Here is a 19,505-nt window from a genome sequence, read left to right as displayed (position 1 = left end):
TCCCACGAAATCGGGCTGGCAGAAATAGAGCGGTATTTCAATTGTCGTCAGATCCGGAGTGATCTGCTGTCGTCGCCGCGTGGATGCGCGACAAAGAAAATCTTTTGACGCGCGTCTGCTTGAACTTGCGCCAGCGATTGGCGAGAACGCTCAAAGTCGAGAGAGTTACGGGAGAGCATGATGACGGCTGCACCTCTTCGCTTCGGCATCTGGGCGCTGGTGCATGGGCCACGTGCCGCGCATCAGGACCCGGAGGAGCCCTACGATGCCTCCTGGGAGCGCAACCGTGATCTCATTCTTGCAGCCGAAGAGCTCGGGTATGATTCGACGCTGATCGCGCAGCACACGATCAATCCGCATCAGGAGGATCTCGATCAGCTCGAAGCCTGGAGTGCTGCTGCAGCGATCGCAGCGCTGACCAAGCGCATCGAGATCATCGCCGCGATCAAGCCGTATCTCTATCACCCCGTGGTGTTGGCGAAGCTCGCGCTCGGGATCGAGAACGTCAGCTGCGGCCGGTTCGCCATCAATCTGGTCAATGCCTGGAACCGGCCGGAGCTGGAGAAGGCCGGAATCGGCTTTCCGGAGCATGATGCCCGCTACGCTTACGGCAAGGAATGGATCTCCGTCGTGTCCCGCCTGATGGAGGGCGAGCGCCTCAATTTCAGCGGCGATCACTTCAACGTCACGGACTATGCGCTGCGGCCGACCAGCCTGTACCGCAAGCGCCCGGCCATCTATGTCGGCGGGGAATCCGAGCCGGCGCGCGATCTGGTCGCCAGCCATGGCGATGTCTGGTTCATCAACGGCCAGCCGCTCGATGATGTTGCCGGCTTGATCGCGGATGTTGCGGCGCGGCCGCGAGGTTCCGCGCCGCCATTGCGCTTCGGCCTCTCAGCCTTTGTCATTGCGCGCGAAACTCGAGAGCAGGCACAGGCTGCGTATGAGCGGCTGCTCGACCTCGCGGCCAAGGATGCGCCGATGAAAGCGATCCAGAAGCAGAATACCGATCCGAAGGTCGTGATGATGCAGACGATGCAGAAGACGGCGCGGGTCGGCAGCAATGGCGGTACGGCCGCGGGGCTGGTCGGCAGCTACGAAGAGGTCGCGGCGCGCATCGAGGCGTTCCACACCGCCGGGATCGAACTCTTCATGCTGCAATTCCAGCCGTTCGAGGCAGAGATGCGGCGGTTTGCAGAGGAGATTATTCCCCGCGTTCGAGCGGGGCAATCAACTGGTCCTGCTGCGAAGCTGGCCAGTCGATAGGGTAGCTGGTTGCGATCAGGCCGAGGCGACGGCGGGCGGCTGCTTTGCGTAGCGGCTCGTCGGCCGTGCCAAACCAAAATGGTCGCGCAATGTCGTGCCCGTATACTCGGTCCGGAACAGACCGCGCTTCTGAAGGATCGGCACGACGGCATCGACGAAGGTCTCCAGGCCCGTGGGCAGAACGTCCGGCATCAGGTTGAAGCCGTCCGCAGCGCCTGCCTTGACCCAGGCCTCGATATCGTCCGCGACCTGCTCCGGCGTGCCCACGATGATGCGATGGCCAACGCCGCCGCCGAGCGCGCGGATTAGTTGGCGGACGGTGAGATTGCCGCGGCGGGCAAGGTTCACGGTGCCCTGGAACATGGTGTGATTGGCATTCGCCGGAAGCGGCAAGGGATCCGGAAGCGGCTTGTCGAGTTCGAGCAGGGCAGGGTCGATCTGAAGCGTGCCGGCGAGACGCGCCAGGCTGTATTCGATCGGGACCAATTCCCAAAGCTCATCCTGCCGCCGCTTTGCTTCGGCTTCCGTGCTGCCGATGACGGTCGCAAGTCCCGGCAGGATGACGATGGAATCACCGGAGCGGCCGTAAGCCGCGGCGCGCGCACGCAGATCGCGCGCATAGGCAACGCCTTCCTCGATCGACTGCGCAAGTGTGAACACGGCCTCCGCATAGGCGGCGGCGAAGTCGCGTCCGTCATTGGAGCCGCCGGCCTGCACCGTCACCGGTCGTCCCTGCGGCGAGCGCGGTACGTTCAGGGGGCCGGCGACTGAATAATGCGGGCCGCGGTGGGCGATTGGATGGACCTTCGACGTATCGACGAACCTGGCGCTCGCCTTGTCGCCGACGAAGGCGTCGTCCTCCCAGCTGTCGAACAGGGCGTGGACGACCTCCGTGAATTCCTTGGCGCGCTCGTAGCGGGCCTTGTGCTCCAGCGCACCCGAGAGGCCGAAATTGCGGCTTGAAGCGGCATCTGCGGTGGTGACCGCGTTCCATCCCGAGCGACCGCCGCTGGCATGGTCGAGGGATACGAAACGCCGCGCAATATTGTAGGGCTCGTTGTACGTCGTCGACACCGTCCCGATCAGGCCGACATGCTTTGTTGCGGCCGCCACCGTCGCCAGGATGATGGTCGGCTCCAGCGACGTGAACGACCGGTAGTCGATGCGATCATTCACGGCCGGCGAATCCGCCAGAAAAATCGCGTCGAGCTTGCCGCGCTCTGCAATCTGCGCCACCCGGACGTAGTGCCCGAGGTCGAAGAAGGCGCGCGGATCACTGTCGGGCAGGCGCCAGGCCGACGGATAGACGCCGGAGTGAAGCAGGTTGACGTTCAGGTGCAATTGGCGTGGAGCCATGGGATTCCCAAAATTCAGCGGCCTGAGCCTCAAGCGGTCAGCAATCAAGACCCTTTCGGCGACCAGATCTTGATGGCCGTGGTGTCGAGCTTCACCGGGATCAGGCCTTCGGCATGGAACGCATCGGCAATGCGCTGCTGCTCCGACAGGCCGGATCCGGTGACCGCCCCCACCTGGTAGGACCGGTGGCTGTTGGCCTCCTCGACGATCGCCGCGTCGATACCCCAGAGCCCGGCCAGCAACGTGGCTGCGTCCTTCGGCTGGGCCTTGACCCATTTTCCGGTTGCGGCAAGCTTGGTGAAGATCACATTCAGCACCTCGGCATGCTTGTCCGCATAGGCGGCCGACGCCAGGTAATAGCGCTTGTAGCTCGCAAGGCCTTTGCTGCCATCGGACAGGATCCGGCCTTTCGTCTGATGCAGGGCGCTGGTCAGGAACGGATCCCAGGCAACCCAGGCATCGACATTGTTGCTGACAAACGCCGCGCGACCATCCGCCGGCGTCAGATAGGCGGGCGTGATGTCCTTGAAGTTCAGCCCCGATTTCGCCAGCGCAGCAAGCAGCAGATAGTGGCTGCCGGCGCCCTTGGTCACCGCGATCTTCTTGCCCTTGAGATCGGCAACGGTCTTGATGGTTGTAGACTGCGGCACGACGATCGCCTGCGCTGCCGGCGAAGCCGCTTCCTCGGCGACATAAGCAAGCTTGGCACCGGCGGCCTGTGCGAAGATCGGCACGGTGTCGGCAACATCAGCGCCGAAATCGATGCTGCCGATGTTGATGGCTTCCAGCAGCGGCAGGCCGCTGGTGAACTCGTGCCATGATATGGTGACGCCGAGCGGCGCAAGCGCCTTTTCCAGCTCGCCGTTCGTTTTCAGGATCGCCGTCAGCGTCGAGGATTTCTGATAGCCGATACGGATCTCTTCGGACATCGCGGGCTGAACGGACGCCATGGCGAAGATGCCCAGTGTAGCTGCGGCGAGGGTCCGCAGGCGGGAGATGAAGCAAGACATGACAATGATCCTGAAGCTAAGCCGCCTTGGCGACGCGTTTGACAAACTGCAGGCCGCAATGTGCAGGCAAGCTAGGCCCTGTTGCAATTTCGGAATGCGGTGCAGTTAGAGAAGGAAGCGTCTCTGGCCGGACACAATCTGAGGAAGGAATTTTCCAGGCGGTGCAGCTTGTTGTCTGAAATCAGCCCGCCCGCTATTCGGCGGCATCGGATCGCAGCGGGTCGGCTGAGCGTCGAAAACCCGCGCCGGGATGCGTCGTGTGGAGCCGTGGGCCGCGTCCCGGGAATAGCTTTTCGCGCAGCGTGCCGTTGCGATAGGCGGTCTTGTAGACGCCGCGCGATTGCAGCTCCGGCACAACGAGATCGACGAAGGCGTTCAGCGATTCCGGCGCGACCAGGCGGAACAGGTTGAAACCATCGACGTCGGTCTCGTCAGCCCAGGCAATCAGCTCATCGGCGACGTCCTGCGGCGAGCCGACCACGAAGGGCGACCGGGCGCCGGCGCGGCTGAGCTTCGCGAGGTCGCCGACCTTGACCGGCCGGTCGCTTCGAACCGTGAAATTCTCGACCATGGATTGGATGGCGTTGCTCTCGACATACTCGATCGGCTGGTCGGGCCGATAGGTCGAGAAGTCGATGCCGGTCCACCCCGACAGCAAGGCGAGCTGGCCGGTCTGGTCGACATGTCGTGCGTAGTCCTCCAGCAGATCATTCGCCTCGGCCCGTTTCGGCGTCACGATCACGGTCGCGCCGGCGAACAGGCGGATGTCGTAGGGATCACGGCCATAGGCCTTGGCGGCTTCGCGTATCTCGCGAACGGCACGCGCAAGGATCGGCTTGGTCTGGCCGTTGAGAAAGATCGCTTCCGCGTGCTGAGCCGCGAAGGCGCGGCCGCGCTTGGAGGTGCCGGCCTGATACAGTAGCGGCGTCCGCTGCGGCGAAGGCTCGGCGAGATGGATGCCGTCGACCTTGAAGTAGGGGCCTTCATGCAGAACGCGGTGGAGCTTTGAAGGGTCCGTGAAGACGCGGCTGCCGCGATCGCGGCGAACCGCGTCGTCCTCCCAGCTTCCCTCCCATAGCTTGTAGGCAGCGGTGAGAAAGTCCTCGGCCGCGTCATAGCGGTCGTCGTGGGCGCGGCCGGCCGGAAGACCCATGCCGCGCGCGCCGCTATCGAGATAGCCGGTGACGATGTTCCAGCCGATCCTGCCTTTGGTCAGGTGGTCGAGCGTCGAAAACCTGCGCGCGAGTTGATAGGGGTGCTCGAAGGTCAGGTTGGACGTGATGCCGAAGCCGAGATGGCTGGTGACGAGCGCCATGGCGGACACGAGCAGCGTCGGGTCGGCGTTGGGCAGCTGAACAGCGTGCAAGGCCGCAGCATCGGGATTGCCGCCATAGACGTCGTACACGCCGAACACGTCGGCCAGGAAGATGCCGTCGAGCAGCCCGCGTTCCGCGGTCCTGGCGTAGTCGACCCAATAATCAAGCGTGTTGTAGTCGATGGACGCATCGCGCGGATGAGACCACAGGCCGGCCCAATTGTGGCTTGGTGCCGTCATGTTGAAAGCGTTGAAGCGGAGCTCGCGCGGTCTCGTCATGGTTTGGCCCGATGGTTCATCGCGAAGCACATCCGCTCCGCGTGATCATTTTTAACATCTTGCGTAAGCGAGTTTGTTTCCAATTCGGCGAAGGCGCGGAAACAAACGCGTTGCGAGGTGGCGATGATGCAGCACGTGCATCGCTATTTTTGCGACCCGCTCGACAGAGGCGGAATCCGGCCGCATCATTTTCATCGACGAGCACGGCTTGCCGCGCATCACGCGCGCTCTCGAGATCGAAAGGGAAAAGCAGATGGCCTTGGAAACTCGGAATTTCGAGACGCTGGCGTTGCACGGTGGATCGTACCGCACCGATCCCGCCACCGGCGCAGTGGCGGTTCCGATCTACCAGACCACCTCATTCCAGTTCGAGAACGCCGATCATGCCTCGCGCCTGTTCGCGCTGGAGCAACTGGGCCCGATCTATACCCGCATCGGCAATCCGACGCAGGAGGCGTTCGAGACGCGGCTTGCCGCTCTGGAGGGCGGGGCGGCCGCTCTTGCCGTCGCGTCGGGACAGACGGCCTCCGCCTTCGCAATCTTCAACATCGCGCAAGCCGGCGACAACATCGTGTCCTCGACCGATCTCTACGGCGGAACCTGGACGCTGCTCTCGCAGACCCTGAAGCAGTTCGGCATCGAGGTGCGGTTCGTCGATCCCGCCGATCCCGAAAACTTCCGCCGCGCGACCGACGCAAAGACGCGGGCCTATTTCGGCGAGACGCTGCCGAATCCCAAGCTGAACGTGTTCCCGATCAAGGAGGTCGCGGATATCGGCCGCTCGCTGGGCGTGCCACTCATCCTCGACAATACGGCCTCGCCGTTGATCGCACGCCCGTTCGAGCACGGCGCAGCGGTGGTGGTCTATTCCACGACCAAGTACATCGGCGGCCATGGCACCGCGATCGGCGGCGCCATCATTGACGGCGGCAATTTCGACTGGGCCGCGCATGCGGAGCGCTTCCCGCTGCTGAACAAGCCGGATGAAGCTTATCACGGCGCGATCTGGACCGAGGCGGCGAAGCCGCTTGGCCCGATCGCCTACATCCTGCGGGCTCGCGTCAAGCTGCTGCGCGACCTTGGCGCGTCGATCGCGCCGCAAAACGCCTTCCAATTCATCCAGGGCCTCGAGACCTTGCCGTTGCGCATCCGCCAGCACAACGAGAATGCGGTGAAAGTCGCGAACTTCCTCGCGAAACATCCTTCGGTGTCGAACGTAATCTTCCCCGGCTTGCAGAGCGGAGAGAACAAGCGCCGGGCGGATGCCTATCTGAAGGGCGGCTACGGAGCCCTCGTTGGCTTCGAGCTGAAGGGCGGCGTCGAGGCTGGCCGTCGCTTTATCGATGCGCTCAAGCTGTTCTATCACGTTGCCAATATCGGCGATGCCCGGTCGCTCGCCATTCACCCGGCGTCGACAACGCATCAGCAATTGACCGCAGCCGAGCAGCTCGCCGCCGGCGTCACGCCAGGCTATGTCCGCCTGTCGGTCGGCATCGAGCATCCCGACGACATTTTGGCGGATCTCGGCCAGGCGTTGGCGCAGGCCGACGCCGGTGCACGCAAGGCCGCGTGAGATGCGTCATCTGGATTGGAATGGGAATTGAGACAATGAATATCCTACGTCGTACCACCCAGGCCGCCGGCCTTTGGCTCGCATTCACGGCAGCCGCCTTCGCCGGCGAACCGCTGAAGATTGCGACCAGCGCCGGCCCGGTTGCCCAATTGGCGTCCTTTGCCGCCAAGCTCGCCAAGGAGAAGGGACAGGACGTCAAGATCGTCGAGCTGTCGGACTGGGTGGCGTTGAACGAGGTCGTGAACAGCGGCGAGGTCCACGCCAATCTGTTCCAGCATGCGACCTATCTCGCGCTGCAGAACAAGCAGCGCGGTTTCAATCTGGTTCAGGCCGACAAGGTCGGCGTGATCGCGCCGGTCGGTCTGTTCTCGAAGAAGATCAAGACGCTCGACGAGATCAAGTCCGGCGACAGCGTCGCTATTCCAAACGAGCCGCTCAACGGTGCCCGCGGTTTGATCCTGCTGGAACGGGCTGGGCTGATCAAGCTGACGCCCGGAAAGGGTTTTTCGGTCAGCAAGTTCGACATCATCGAGAATCCAAAGAACCTGAAGATCGTCGAGCTCGACCCCGCCCAAACCTATCGTTCGCTGGACGACGTAACGCTGGCGCTCGTCAACATCACTTACCTCATTCCGGCCGGCGGCGATCCGAAGTCCGCCCTGATCATCGACCGCACCGCTGACGATGGCCTCGTGCTGCGCTTCACGGCCCGGCCCGACAAGAAGGACGATCCGCGCCTGAAGGCATTCATCCAGGTGTTCAACTCGCCGGAGGTGAAGCAATTCATCGAGGAGAAGATCCCGGCGTTCATTCCGGCGGGGTTCAGCAGCTAGCGTACCTTCGAGGAACAGCTTTGGCATGATCTATGTCGTCGACGTGAATCAGATGAGCTTTGCCTTCGTGGCCGGTAGTGAGAGCCACGCTTCGGAGATCGTGAGATCGCCGGCGTTTGTGCAGGCTCTGGGGCGCTTCTTCCTGAATCGACAAGGCTCCGGGTTTTCGAACCATCGCCCGCGTGCCGCAACCGTTCAGGAACTTGCTCTCTTCAACGACATGTCGTCCGAGTTCGCGGATGCCACGGCGGACGTCCTGGTTGCCCGCGTAGCGTAGCTTTGCAGCGATTGCGCGTGGCGGCCGAAGGGTTGAGCAGAAATGAGGTTGGAGACGAGTGATGACGAAGCCACCTGACCGTGCCGAGAAGCTGTCGAGTTCGGCAGGATCCGTCGTCTTCGACGCCGATGTGCTGGTGCTCGGTGGCGGTCCCGCGGGCACATGGGCCGCGATCAGCGCCGCCGAGCATGGTGCGCGTGTCGTGCTGGCGGACAAGGGGTTCTGCGGCACGTCAGGCGCGACTGCGGCAGCCGGCACCGGTGTCTGGTATGTCGACCCCTCTCCGGAGCGCCGCGAGGCCGCGATGGCCAGCCGTGAGAAGCTCGGTGGCCACCTCCAGGACCGCCGCTGGATGGTGCGCGTGCTGGACCGGACCTACGTCCAGAGCAACCAGCTCGCCGAGTGGGGCTATCCTTATCCCGTCGATGACGAGGGCAAGCCGCAGCGCAATTCGCTCCAGGGCCCGGAATACATGCGGCTGATGCGCAAGCGGACCAAGCAGGCCGGCGTGACCATCCTCGATCATTCACCCGCGCTCGAGCTGCTGGTCGACGGCAACGGCGTGGTGGCGGGAGCTACGGGCTTGCGCCGCCAGAAGGGGGATCGCTGGGCGGTGAACGCCAAGGCCGTGGTGATCGCCACCGGCGGGTGCGCCTTTCTCAGCAAGACGCTCGGTTCGAACGTGCTGACCGGCGATGGCTATCTCCTCGCTGCGGAAGCGGGCGCGGAATTCACCAGCATGGAGTTCTCGAACGCCTATGCGATCTCGCCGGCCTTCGGGTCGGTGACCAAGACCTTGTTTTACAGCTGGGCGAGTTTCACCGACGAGCAAGGCAGCGTCATTCCCGGCGCGTCGTCGAAAGGCGGACGCTCCGTGATTGCGCGCGCGCTCCGTCAGGGTCCCGTGTACGCCCAGCTTGACCAAGCAGATGCCGAGACCCGGCGGCATATGCGCGTGTCGCAGCCGAACTTCTTTCTCCCGTTCGACCGCACCGGTATCGATCCCTTCACGCAACGATTCGCGATCACGTTGCGCCTCGAGGGGACCGTTCGCGGCACGGGGGGCTTGCGGATCATCGACGACAATTGTGCGACCACGGTTCCGGGTCTGTACGCCGCAGGCGATGCCGCGACGCGCGAACTGATCTGCGGCGGCTTCACCGGTGGCGGCAGCCACAACGCCGCTTGGGCGATGTCGTCAGGCTATTGGGCCGGTCAGGGTGCCGCGGAGTTCGCGCGCCAGCTGGGTACGACAAGCAGGCGCCAGTCCTTCCGGCGCGGCACTGTTGGTCTGCGCTCCGGCAATGCGCGGCCATTGCAGGGCGGCGCGCTCGCGCGGAGCGTTCAGGACGAGGTGTTCCCCTACGAGCTGAATTACTTCCGCGAGGCCGGGCGACTGGGTGGGGCGCTCCGTCGGCTGGATGCATTGTGGTCTGATGCCTCGGCTGCCGGTGCGCCGGACGAGCAGGAGCTGCTACGTGCACGCGAAGCGGCCGCCATGCTCGCGACCGCGCGTTGGATGTATCGCAGCGCGCTGGCGCGTCAGGAAAGCCGGGGCATGCACCGTCGCGACGACTACCCCGAACAGGACGACCGTTACCTCCATTTCGTGACGACCGGCGGGCTCGACGACGTCTGGACATCGGCGCGCCCAGTGGGGTCTAAGCAATATGCGGAGGCCGCGGAATGATCGAGGTCATCGATGCCGAACGGTGCACGGCCTGCGACATCTGTGTGAACGTGTGCCCGACCAATGTCTTCGACAAGACGGACGGCATTCCCAGGATCGCGCGCCAGAGCGACTGCCAGACCTGCTTCCTGTGCGAGCTCTATTGTCCCGAGGATGCGCTGTTCGTCTCGCCGTTCGCCGACGCGCCGCAGGCGGTCGACGTGGCCGCGTTGAAGGAGGCGACCCTGCTGGGCAGTTATCGGCGAGCGGTGGGCTGGGTCGAGGAGAGCCGGCACCTGCGAGCGGCCGATCGGAGCTATCGGCTGTTCGGCCATTGAGATTCATGTCGCCTCTGGACGCCTGCCATGAGCGGAGATCGCCTCTTTCTGTTGAAGCCGGGATTTGAAGATCCCGAACGGCCGGGCCGCTTCTTCGTCTGCCCGCACTGTAACGTGATCGAGGGATTGCTGGCGTCGTTTCCCGGATTGGCAACGCAGATCGAGGTGCACCGCCTGCCGTTCGCGCGTCCGCGAACGCCCCTCGTCGAAATCCTGGGCGAGCAGCACCAATCGCTTCCGGTTCTGGTCTTCGATGAAAGCCGGCCGGTGCGCGAGGACGCAGGCGTTGCCAACGGCCGGCGCTTCATCGATTCCTCGGAACGCATACTCCGCTATCTGACCGATCGCTACGCATTCCCGTGTGTTCACCATTAGGATCAATCGGGATCCCCAGCACTAGGTTTGCACCTGCCCCCAGCGCTGAACCGTGATCCGCGTCAGGCTCCGGAAGATCACGCCCTCTACGAGGAGGCCGATGAAGATCACGGTCAGCAGTCCTGCAAAGACGCTCGCCGTCTCCAGCTGTGCGCGGCTGGTGTAGATGAACCAGCCGATCCCGCCGGACCGCGCGCTGACGCCGAACACGAGTTCCGCCGCGATCAGCGTGCGCCAGGCGAACGCCCACCCGATCCGCAAGCCCGACAGGATCTGCGGGAAGGCCGCGGGCACCAGGATCTCCGCGACGAAGCGGCCGCCCGATAGGCCGAGGTTGCGGCCGGCCATTCGCAGGGTCGGCGGCACCGCGAGGAATCCACTATAGCAGGCGAGCGCCACCGGCCACAGAACGGAGTGCACGATGACGAAGATGAGGCTTGGCGTTCCCACGCCGAACCACAGCAATGCGATGGGCAGCAGCGCGATGGCCGGAAGCGGATTGAACATCGACGTCAACAGGCCAAGAGCCTCATTGCCCCAGCGCGACAGCGCGGCGAGGGTCGTCAGCACTGCTGCGATGGCAACGCCCAGCGCATAGCCGGTGATGAGGACCCGCAGCGAGGTCAACGCGCGGTTCGGCAACTCGCCCGACAGGACGGCAGACCATAGCGCCGACAGCGTCGCGCCCAGGGTCGGCAGCAGAAGCGCGTTGTCGAGCCAGCGTGCATAGAGCTCCCAGGCGAGCGCAAAGCCGGCGAGGATGATGAATCGTCGCCAGGGCGTGCCTGCAAGCGCACGCCATAGCGCCGGCGTATGAACGAGTTTGGGGGCCGCGATGTCAGACATGGTCGATTCCCGCTGCGGAAAACACGGTCTCCTGGATCCGCCGCTCCAGCTCGCCAAAACCTGAGCTGCCGCGCACGCGGACTTCCGGCGGGACATCGAAGGTGGCGGCCAGCCGTCCCGGGTGCGGCGTCAGGGCCAGGATGCGGGTTCCGACGCGGATCGCCTCGTCGATGCCATGGGTTACGAACAGGGCGGTGTTGCCGGTCTCCTCACACAGCTTGAGCAGTTCGTCCTGCATCTGCCGCCGCGTCAGGGCATCAAGTGCGGCGAAGGGTTCGTCCATCAGCAGCAGTGCCGGCTCCAGCGCAAAGGCCCGCGCGATCGCGACGCGCTGCTTCATGCCGCCGGACAAGGTGTGAGGGAAAGCGTCGACGAAATTCTTCAGCCCGACGCGCTCGAGCCAGCGCCGCGCAATACCTTCTGCATCTCGCCGCGGCAGCGATTTTCCCCGCTCCAGGGCATAGCGCACATTGCCGAGCACCGTGCGCCAGGGCAGCAACTGGTCGAACTCCTGAAACACGGTCATGCGGTCGGGCCCCGGAGCTCCGATCCGCCGGCCGTTCATACGGAGCTCGCCCGCGCTTGGCTTGAGGAAGCCGCCGACGGCACGCAATAGCGTGGATTTGCCGCAGCCTGACGGGCCGAGCAGCACCAGCCGCTCCCCGGCCGCGATTTTGAAGCTGACGTCTTCAACGGCAGTCAGGATACCGTCCGGCGTCGGATAGCTGATGCTGACGTGATCGAGCTCGAGCAGCGTCGGCGCCGCCGTATCGCCGACGAGGCCGGTCAGTCGCGGCGCGACGTTCATGTCAGCTTCCCGGTTTCTCTCCGAGCCCCGACCAGAACAGGTCCCGCCACGAGGCGGGTGCCTGCTTGATCAGGCCGACCTTGGCTTCGAAATCGGCGAACTTCTGGGCTCCCTCGGGCACGGTGGTGAAGTTCACGTCCTTGTCGCGGATGATGCTCTCGACGAAATCAGGCGCAAGCTTCGAACCTTCCGCCTTGATGTAAAGCGCGGCCGCTTCCTTGGGATTGGCCTTGATCCAGTCGTTGGCGCGGTCGAGAGCGCGGACGAAGGCCCGGATCGTCTTCGGGTTGTCATTGACGAACTTCGTGGTGGAATAGACCACGTTGAAGGTGTGGGGACCGCCGAGCACGTCGTAACTGTTGAGGACCTGATGCACCTTGCCGCTCGCCAATTGCTGCTGCGAGAACGGCGGCGAGGCGAAATGCGCCGTAATCTCCGACTGGCCCGACAGGATCTGCGCCGTCGCGTCCGGATGCGGCATGCTGACGGTGAGCTCGTCCAGCTTGTCGTATTTGCCGAACGCCTTGTCCGCCGCCATCTGGAGGACGATCGGTTGGAAGCCGACCTTGACCGAGGGAAGCGCGATCCGGTCCTTATCGGTGAAATCCGCTAGCGTCTTCTTGGGATTGTTGGTGGTCAGGACGTTGGCCATCGAGCCGAGCGCCGCGATACCGATGATCTTGGCCGTGGTCCGCGTCTTGTCCCAGGTCAGAATCATCGGCGTGCTGCCGGCCGTTGCGAAATCGAGGCCGCCCGAAATCAGCGCCTCGTTCATGGCCGCCGCGCCGGACAGCCGCAGCCATTCGATCTTCGGCGGCGCAATGCCGAGCGACTTGGCTTCCTCCTCGATCAACCCCTTCTCGCTGGCAACGATGAGCGGAAGATAGGCGATGCCGAACTGCTGGGCGATGCGAAGCTGCGTTGTCTCCGCGCGCACGCCGTTTGCGCCGCCCAGCGTAATGATCAGCGCGAGCGCCGCCCGCAAAAGCCTCGATCTATTCATGTTGACGTCTCTTGAATTCCCATTTGTCCGACGGCTCACCACGAGCCATTGCGGCACACTTCAGGAAATCAATCAGCCGGTCCAGTGAACTGATGTCGCTGCGCCATTTTCGAAAGAATCGTACTTGCTCGCCGCGTTTGACGGGAAGTCCGTTCTCTGATCGGGCCGGATGAAGGAAGTCTGTTCCTGGACGAGCTTCTGAACGCGGTACGATTGTTCGAGACTTGCTCTCGGGCAATATGCTTGTCCGTACGGATCGTCATTCAATCCAATCGAGAGGTATGCCCGACAGGTGACGAGTGAGATTGCGAATGATCTGCCGAGCATTTCGCCACCAACCGCCGAGATCAGAAGCAAACGCTCCGTTGGAATCCTCCCTCGGTCAACACCCTAACCAGATATCGCAAAAATGGCGCCAGCTGTCCTGCGAGGGTGGGCAGGAAATAAATAGGCTCCCAGATACGTTTTGAAGATTTAAGGTCTGTTTAAGTATTTGAAAATGCTTATTCGCGCCCAATGATTCACTTCATTTGCTGTCCAAAATGCGGAAAAAAGCAACCGAGATAGAAAAAAAACCTGCGAATGAGAGTGGGGCCGGTCCGCGCCAACTTTCAGCGTGAACTTTTGACCCACCCTCCCTGTCAACCCGACTGTCAACCGTGTCAACCTTCTCAACCTAACTTTTCAGTACCTTTGGCTAGCGCTGTGGCGGGGTGCGAATTACCCGCGGTCGGTCGGGAAGCCAGAGGGACCCGTCAAACAAAAAGGGCCGACAGCGATGAAGCGATCGACTGGCTGGATGCAGCAGAGCTTGGGGACGAAACATTCACTGAGGGCAGCGGCGGCGGCTACCAGGCATGGCAGCACCCCGCCTAGACGGCGCACCGGGCCGGTTCTGACTCAATAGCAGACCAGTCGTGAAGGGCTTGGCATGAGCAGCTTTTGACCCGGAGCGGACGTTGAAACGTGCATCCGTTTGCCTATCGTGCAACCGGTCGCCACCTTTTTCAAAGGCGTGATAACCCACTCCAGATTGCTTCACAGGTTGGGCTTTTGCGCGGCTGTATTTCCACTTATCGAGATTGTTTCGAAACACTCGATTATCTGGTCTTGAGTTTACTACTTGCTCTACCTCGTTCGCACGTAAGGCCAACCGCTGAAATTGCGGCCACCTTTACGGGGGGCGTTTCCGATTTGCTCATTTCAAAAACTCGATAGTGCAAAAAGCAAATTCAACCGCAACTTCTGCGCGAAGGCAAGGCGCCACCAAGCTCAGGCCAGGATTTTGCGCGGCATCTCAACATTCGTCCGTGGGCGCTGCCGTCAGGTCTGGGTTTGGCCCGAAGCCGTCTGTGAGGGCAGGGCAGAGAGCGTCTGCTCTGCCTCCCGAAGTCAGACGTCGACTTGTTCTGCTATCGCGAGCGCGTCGTCGACCTCGATGCCGAGATATCGAACGGTGCTCTCGATCTTAGTATGCCCCAGAAGGAGCTGCACGGCTCGCAGGTTGCCGGTTCGGCGATAGATCAAGGTCGCCTTGGTCCGGCGAAGGGAATGCGTCCCGAACAGGTGCGGGTCCAGTCCGATGTCGGCCAGCCAGCGGGATAAGAGGCGGGCATACTGGCGGTTAGTCAAATGTCCACTTAGCCGCCGGCCCGTGAACAGGTATTCTCCTGACTTCTTGCCTGTAACCCGTAGGTAATCGTCGATTGCCTGGGGCGGGTCGATTCAGTCAGTTCAAACTTAACCGGCCGGCCAGTCTTCTTCTGTCGGACGTCGCGCGGTCGGCCGCATACCCGCCCGGCGCACCAACTTTCAAGGCTACGACGTCGCAGCCGCGCAGCTTGCTATCGATGGCGACGTTAAACATTGCTAGGTCGCGTGTGCGGCCTGCGACCTGGAGCTTGGTTCGGATTGACCAAACGTGCTTTGGACGGAGCGGCGGCTTTGCGCCGACGATTTTCCCCTTGTTCCAAGGAACGTGCTTCGAGACGGCAGAGACGGTGGTTGGGGTGTCGGTCATGTTGACCTCCTCAGCTAGTGAGGCTGGTCATTTTCGGTCCGGAGCACTTCCAATCCCACGTCGGCTTTCAGACGATTAGAGACGCAATAGGTACTAACGAGAGCGAGGACAGGACCAGGTTTGACCCCCAAGCGGACATACGTTGGTTACAGACTTACGAGAGTTACCAGTGATCCGAGCCCATGCTACAACTTAAATGACATGAATCGCCTAAGTGCATGGCATGCAGGGGATTTTTTTCATGAATGTCCCATTGGGGCTGTTTGCAGCGACAATCTTGCTCTTGGCTGTTTCCATAGGCCCGACGTTTGGCGAGGTTTTGCCGTTTGGCTCGGTCGGGTATCATTATTCGCAACCGATCGAGCCGACATTCTCCGACATTCCTTATGCGACCCAGTCGCCGTTACAGAAGCTCGATCTGTACCTGCCTGCGGAGAAAAGCGGGCCGGCACCGTTGGTGATCTGGATTCACGGCGGCGGCTTCCGTGTCGGTGACAAGCGCTCGATGCCTCGACGCAACTTTGGCCCGGCACCCAAACCAGCCGGGCCAGACGGGCCTTACCAAATACAAGTCCCGGACGTCGCCGCGTTGACCCGCAAGGGCTATGCGGTCGTCAGCCTCAACTATCGCCTGGTGCGGCGCCCTGGTGATGCGTTTGTTGCCTTCGCCCTTCCGGCGGTTCAGGACGGCAAGGCCGCCGTACGCTTCCTTCGTGCTAACGCAGAGAAGTACGGGCTTGATCCTGGAAAATTCGCGGTCTGGGGCAATTCAGCGGGAGGCTTTATCGCCGCGATGCTGGCCGTTACTGGAGACGAGCCGACTGTCTTCGACGATCCGGCCCTTGGCGGTTCAAACAGCACCGCCGCCGTCCAGGCGGCCGTCGTCTGGTACGGGGCAATTGAGGTTAGCAGTTTGAGTCTCGCCCATTACATTTCGGCGGCAAAAATCGTCCCGCCAATCTTGATCGCACATGGCGATGCTGATTCCAGCGTCCCCGTCAGAGACGCGATCCGGATCAACAATGAGCTGCTCAAGAAGGGGGTAAAATCCTCCCTCACGATTTTGCCAGGTGCGGAACACGAAGATCCAGCCTTCATGGCACGCAAATGTTGCCCACGTTCAACTTTCTCGATGCCGCTTTAGGTCGATGACTAAGCAGTTGACATCGCCTTTTGGCCCATCGCCGAAGATCCGATCGCCACCCTGTTTGACGGCTCATTGAGGTAAAGCGGACAAAGGTCCGGTAGAAATGAAAACCCCGCCGTCGCCGGCGGGGTTTTGTTTGCCTCTGAAATAGGGGACCTACTTTACCCCGATTAGCGGACCAACTTATAGGGGACCAACTTTACCCATGGCTGCAATGGACAACTATCCGCGCACTTCACAATCGCGCAAAGCCATACGCGTGTATACTCTCGTCGAGCCGCACTTGATGCACTATATGCAGATGCCATTCCGCACCAGCGCCAAGCGAGTAGGGTGCTCCAAGGCGGAGCAGGGTGCACTGGCGACCGAAACGTTCGCATTTCTCGGTCCGTCAAGCTCGATTCCCACGGGGAGTGTTCAGACCGTTCAGACTGGACGATAGCTACCCGGAAAACGAGGCTGCCTCACGGATATCGCGCTCGAAAGGATGGTCCACGCAGAAGAACAAACCTGACGGACGGGACGACCTCGGACCGTCATGGCATCAGGGTCGACGAGCGCTATCTGAAGAACCAGCCGAATCCTTTCGGACCCAGGCACGACGAGCGCGAACGAGGGCAGAAGGTGACGTGCAGCACTGCTGCGAGATGGCGCATGTCGGCCAAGGAACCTCACCGGCCAGCAGGCTGATGGCGTACTGCAGCGTGCCCGTGCCGCCGCGACGAGCCGCATTGGCGGCGGCGTCGTTCTCGCTAACGCAGAGAAGGATTCATTCTTATCTGCAATGGCTCATTTTCCGCTGCAGTACGCAGCCTTGAACTCAGGCGCGCTAATCTTCGGGTCGAAGCGGATCCGGTGCAGAGGATCAAGCGCCTCCTTGTTCGACATGATGCTCGTCGTTCCGCGGGCACCAATTCGCGGATCACACTATCGGATTTGACATCGAGCCGTTACTCGATTGACAGGAGCAGGCTCGAACCCAGTCGGAAAAACTCAGATCCAATCCAAGTCGACAACCAAGACCAAATCTATGGAGTTAGATTCGCGTAAGGAGGCATCTCCGAACAAGTGTCGGCGGTCGGATGCCCAGGCAAGCTCGGAATCTGCTCGTCGCGTCAACCGCTCCAAACGATTGTGCGGCTTCAGCCTCCGCAACGTTCCCTGGAGATCAAATGGCAAGATCGATGTCTGCCGGGACGTCTCCCTTGCGCCTGACAAGGCGCGCGCCGAAATCGTCCTCGAGTGCCAGACGCGACAACGCGAGCTCTAGAAGGTCGGTATCGGAACATACGTGAGCCCGCTTCTTTGCAGCTTCTATCAGGCCTGCGGGTACCCGGCCGGACAAGCGCATCTTCTTTGCCCCCCCGAGCAGCCCGACAGCGCGCGCCTGTTCGAGCACGAGCCGGTTGCGCTTAAGCGCAATGTGCTCCTTGGTCTCTGTAGACGTGCGGGTCCGCGTAACCATAGCAACCTCCAGCGTTGAGCAAAATATAACAATTGTTCAATGTCAGTGCAGGGCCGGAATGAGGGCTTGTCCGGCGACCTCTGTGCAGCATGTTGAGTAACGGATCCATGCGGCTCATATCACTGCCTATCGGAGGAGCCGTGACAGAGAAGGCCCGGCCGGAGCTCTTCGGTCCTTGAGCCATGCGCAGCTCGCGGTCTTCGTCATGCCATATCAGCTTGACGTCGCAGAACTAGGTTTTGGACAGCACTATGGCGTTCGTCGCCAGCCGGCAAACGAAACGCGGACGACGAATCAGTAGCCGCGCGCCATACGGCCTCAGCCGCGTTCTGCGCATAAGTTACCTCTGCCGACCTGCGGCCCGAGACTCGGGCCCAAGGGCCTGCGAGAGACGAGCTTGGCCCCTGGGCCAGCGTCCGCCGATCGAGGCCAAGGAGGAAAATCGGTGCACAGGGCACGCAAAACCGCATTTCATACGCTATAGCGTGTTTTGTCGGAGCTTCCGAAATGCATCATCCTGCCGGATGAGGCGTCGGACTCCGGCACAAACCAGGCATTTGCTTGCGCTTAACGTGCAGGATCTTCGGCTGCGCAAATCATGGTCGCAGTACGACCTCGCCGATGAATCGCAGCTGCGCCAGGCGCTAGTCAGCAACATCGAGGCCGAAAAAGCCAATCCCACCCTGCTGTCCCTACACAAGATCGCCTCAGCGCTCGGCGTCCACGTGGCGGAGCTGATGCTGCCGCAGGGCACCGTGCTTGCGCAGGGGGCGAAGCCGGCCGCCACGGTCAGGAAAAAGGGCGCCAAGAAGAGACCGGGTCGCCCGTTGAAACCGCTGCCGCGCTGAGCGCCTCGGCGAACCTCTACCACCAGCCGTATTTGGGGCGTGCACGGTTTTGAGAACGTCTGGGCGGTCCCCACATGAGGGGGCCGATGCCCCCGAGCGGCCACAGTGCGTTGGTCCATCCCGCTATCGGCTGGGTCCCGATTGTCACGTGGAGGCGGCGGCTGCTAGGTCGCCGCAATCGTCTTATACTTCCCAAGAGCCGAGTACGGGTAGCGCGAACTCTGCGAGGTGCGATGCGGCTCTGCAGCAAAAACGCGCGGCCGCACGCTATTCGCTTGGTCGCGCATCACGCTTCTAGGATCTTCGCCGTTTTTGAAGGGCGTCCGGGTCCTCGATCAGGAAGTTTCACGCCGTACGCGCGGGCGATGTCCTCCGCGAAGTCTCGGTTTCCCATCGGGCGACCTGTCCCGACCGCGGTGCGGATCCTATTGGCCGCATCGCACGTCGTCCCTTTTTCCAGGAACGCCTCCCAGGCATAGACGCGACCGGCGAGGGCCGCGGGCTCGATGATGCCCGAGCATTGGGAGAGATGCGCGCGGTAGCTAGACCATGGCCAGAGAGCGACGTGCCCGCACAGGTTGGCGCGAACCGGATTGAGCAGAATGTAGCGGATCGCCTCGAGCAGATGCTGTTCATCGAGCGCTGCGGAATAGAAGCGGCTTTGCCAGAGCGCGCCGGCGCGCTCTCGCCTCCGGTTTACGAGGTTCGCAAAGCTGCGAGATGTTTCGCCCATGCAGCGGCCTAGGCTGTCGGGCCTGGAGGGGGTCAGGATCAGATGGACATGGTTGGGCATAAGGCAGTAGGCCCAGATCGCCGTGCCGCTGCGCTGCGTTTCTTGCTGCAGGATGCGCAGGTAGCTTCGATAGTCCGCCTCGTCAAAGAATACGCGTTGACGCTCTAAGCCGCGATGGGTCACGTGGTGGGGGTGACCCACTGCAATCAGGCGGGCGGTACGCGGCAAGGGGCCCTCGGTTTAAGCTGTCCCTATTTTTACCTTCTCATCCCGGGTCGCCGAAGTGAAGCGCTCGGCTGTGATTTGCGGACGAGTTTAGTTCGATCCCAATCGCCGGCATTCAA

17 protein-coding genes and 1 pseudogene are annotated in these 19,505 nt (G+C 62.1%); 9 read left to right on the top strand and 9 right to left on the bottom strand.

Annotated elements, in window-relative coordinates; translation table 11 throughout:
- The first annotated feature begins 180 nt into the window (after nt 1-180).
- Nucleotides 181-1,266, top strand: coding sequence for an LLM class flavin-dependent oxidoreductase (locus tag I6F36_RS24365; protein WP_225172343.1), 1,086 nt, complete (start codon nt 181-183; stop codon nt 1,264-1,266).
- A 15-nt stretch (nt 1,267-1,281) separates the two neighbouring features.
- Here the strand turns inward: I6F36_RS24365 and I6F36_RS24360 are convergent, their stop codons facing one another.
- From I6F36_RS24360 to I6F36_RS24350, 3 genes are all read right to left on the bottom strand, one after another.
- Entirely contained in the window at nt 1,282-2,622 is a 1,341-nt protein-coding gene (locus I6F36_RS24360) for an LLM class flavin-dependent oxidoreductase (protein ID WP_225172342.1), read from the bottom strand.
- A gap of 44 nt (nt 2,623-2,666) precedes the next feature.
- A complete protein-coding gene (locus tag I6F36_RS24355; RefSeq protein ID WP_225172341.1) occupies nt 2,667-3,632 on the bottom strand; it encodes an aliphatic sulfonate ABC transporter substrate-binding protein in 966 nt (321 codons plus the stop codon).
- A gap of 193 nt (nt 3,633-3,825) precedes the next feature.
- Nucleotides 3,826-5,226: an LLM class flavin-dependent oxidoreductase gene (locus I6F36_RS24350; protein ID WP_225172340.1), complete on the bottom strand. Its 1,401-nt coding sequence runs from the start codon at nt 5,224-5,226 to the stop codon at nt 3,826-3,828.
- Between the two features lie 253 nt (nt 5,227-5,479).
- On the opposite strand from I6F36_RS24350, the gene I6F36_RS24345 reads away from it, so the two are divergent.
- From I6F36_RS24345 to I6F36_RS24320, 6 genes are all read left to right on the top strand, one after another.
- Nucleotides 5,480-6,799, top strand: a complete 1,320-nt coding sequence (locus tag I6F36_RS24345; RefSeq protein WP_225172339.1) for an O-acetylhomoserine aminocarboxypropyltransferase/cysteine synthase family protein — start codon at nt 5,480-5,482, stop codon at nt 6,797-6,799.
- Nucleotides 6,800-6,834: 35 nt separating this feature from the next.
- Entirely contained in the window at nt 6,835-7,632 is a 798-nt protein-coding gene (locus I6F36_RS24340) for a MetQ/NlpA family ABC transporter substrate-binding protein (RefSeq protein WP_225172338.1), read from the top strand.
- 25 nt (nt 7,633-7,657) lie between these two features.
- A complete protein-coding gene (locus tag I6F36_RS24335; RefSeq protein ID WP_225172337.1) occupies nt 7,658-7,909 on the top strand; it encodes a hypothetical protein in 252 nt (83 codons plus the stop codon).
- 61 nt (nt 7,910-7,970) lie between these two features.
- Nucleotides 7,971-9,599, top strand: coding sequence for an FAD-dependent oxidoreductase (locus I6F36_RS24330; RefSeq protein WP_225172336.1), 1,629 nt, complete (start codon nt 7,971-7,973; stop codon nt 9,597-9,599).
- A complete protein-coding gene (locus I6F36_RS24325; RefSeq protein WP_225172335.1) occupies nt 9,596-9,916 on the top strand; it encodes a ferredoxin family protein in 321 nt (106 codons plus the stop codon). The genes I6F36_RS24330 and I6F36_RS24325 overlap by 4 nt, the downstream gene beginning before the upstream one ends.
- A gap of 27 nt (nt 9,917-9,943) precedes the next feature.
- The gene (locus I6F36_RS24320; RefSeq protein WP_225172334.1) at nt 9,944-10,291 is read left to right on the top strand and encodes a DUF3088 domain-containing protein; all 348 of its coding nucleotides are present in this window, start codon (nt 9,944-9,946) and stop codon (nt 10,289-10,291) included.
- A 21-nt stretch (nt 10,292-10,312) separates the two neighbouring features.
- On the opposite strand, the gene I6F36_RS24315 is transcribed toward I6F36_RS24320, so the two are convergent.
- The 4 genes and pseudogenes from I6F36_RS24315 to I6F36_RS24300 form a co-directional block, all read right to left on the bottom strand.
- Nucleotides 10,313-11,137, bottom strand: a complete 825-nt coding sequence (locus I6F36_RS24315; protein WP_225172333.1) for an ABC transporter permease — start codon at nt 11,135-11,137, stop codon at nt 10,313-10,315.
- Nucleotides 11,130-11,945 (bottom strand): ABC transporter ATP-binding protein, encoded by an 816-nt coding sequence (locus I6F36_RS24310; protein WP_225172332.1) that lies wholly within the window; start codon nt 11,943-11,945, stop codon nt 11,130-11,132. Before I6F36_RS24310 ends, I6F36_RS24315 begins: the two co-directional genes overlap by 8 nt.
- A gap of 1 nt (nt 11,946) precedes the next feature.
- Entirely contained in the window at nt 11,947-12,948 is a 1,002-nt protein-coding gene (locus tag I6F36_RS24305) for an ABC transporter substrate-binding protein (RefSeq protein ID WP_225172331.1), read from the bottom strand.
- A gap of 1,392 nt (nt 12,949-14,340) precedes the next feature.
- Nucleotides 14,341-14,968: pseudogene (locus tag I6F36_RS24300) on the bottom strand (tyrosine-type recombinase/integrase).
- A 223-nt stretch (nt 14,969-15,191) separates the two neighbouring features.
- Between I6F36_RS24300 and I6F36_RS24295 the strand changes: the two are divergent.
- Nucleotides 15,192-16,112, top strand: coding sequence for an alpha/beta hydrolase (locus I6F36_RS24295; protein WP_225172330.1), 921 nt, complete (start codon nt 15,192-15,194; stop codon nt 16,110-16,112).
- Between the two features lie 1,171 nt (nt 16,113-17,283).
- On the opposite strand, the gene I6F36_RS24290 is transcribed toward I6F36_RS24295, so the two are convergent.
- On the bottom strand, nt 17,284-17,580 hold the full coding sequence (locus I6F36_RS24290; RefSeq protein WP_225172329.1) for a hypothetical protein: 297 nt from the start codon (nt 17,578-17,580) through the stop codon (nt 17,284-17,286).
- A gap of 572 nt (nt 17,581-18,152) precedes the next feature.
- On the opposite strand from I6F36_RS24290, the gene I6F36_RS24285 reads away from it, so the two are divergent.
- The gene (locus I6F36_RS24285) at nt 18,153-18,428 is read left to right on the top strand and encodes a helix-turn-helix transcriptional regulator (protein ID WP_225172328.1); all 276 of its coding nucleotides are present in this window, start codon (nt 18,153-18,155) and stop codon (nt 18,426-18,428) included.
- Nucleotides 18,429-18,714: 286 nt separating this feature from the next.
- On the opposite strand, the gene I6F36_RS24280 is transcribed toward I6F36_RS24285, so the two are convergent.
- Entirely contained in the window at nt 18,715-19,389 is a 675-nt protein-coding gene (locus tag I6F36_RS24280) for a transposase (protein WP_225172327.1), read from the bottom strand.
- Nucleotides 19,390-19,505: the final 116 nt, after the last annotated feature.

The organism is Bradyrhizobium sp. BRP19 (assembly GCF_020194195.1).
Taxonomy (GTDB): domain Bacteria; phylum Pseudomonadota; class Alphaproteobacteria; order Rhizobiales; family Xanthobacteraceae; genus Bradyrhizobium; species Bradyrhizobium yuanmingense.
Note: the sequence above shows the minus strand (reverse complement) of the source record. Positions and strands in the feature narration are given on the sequence as shown.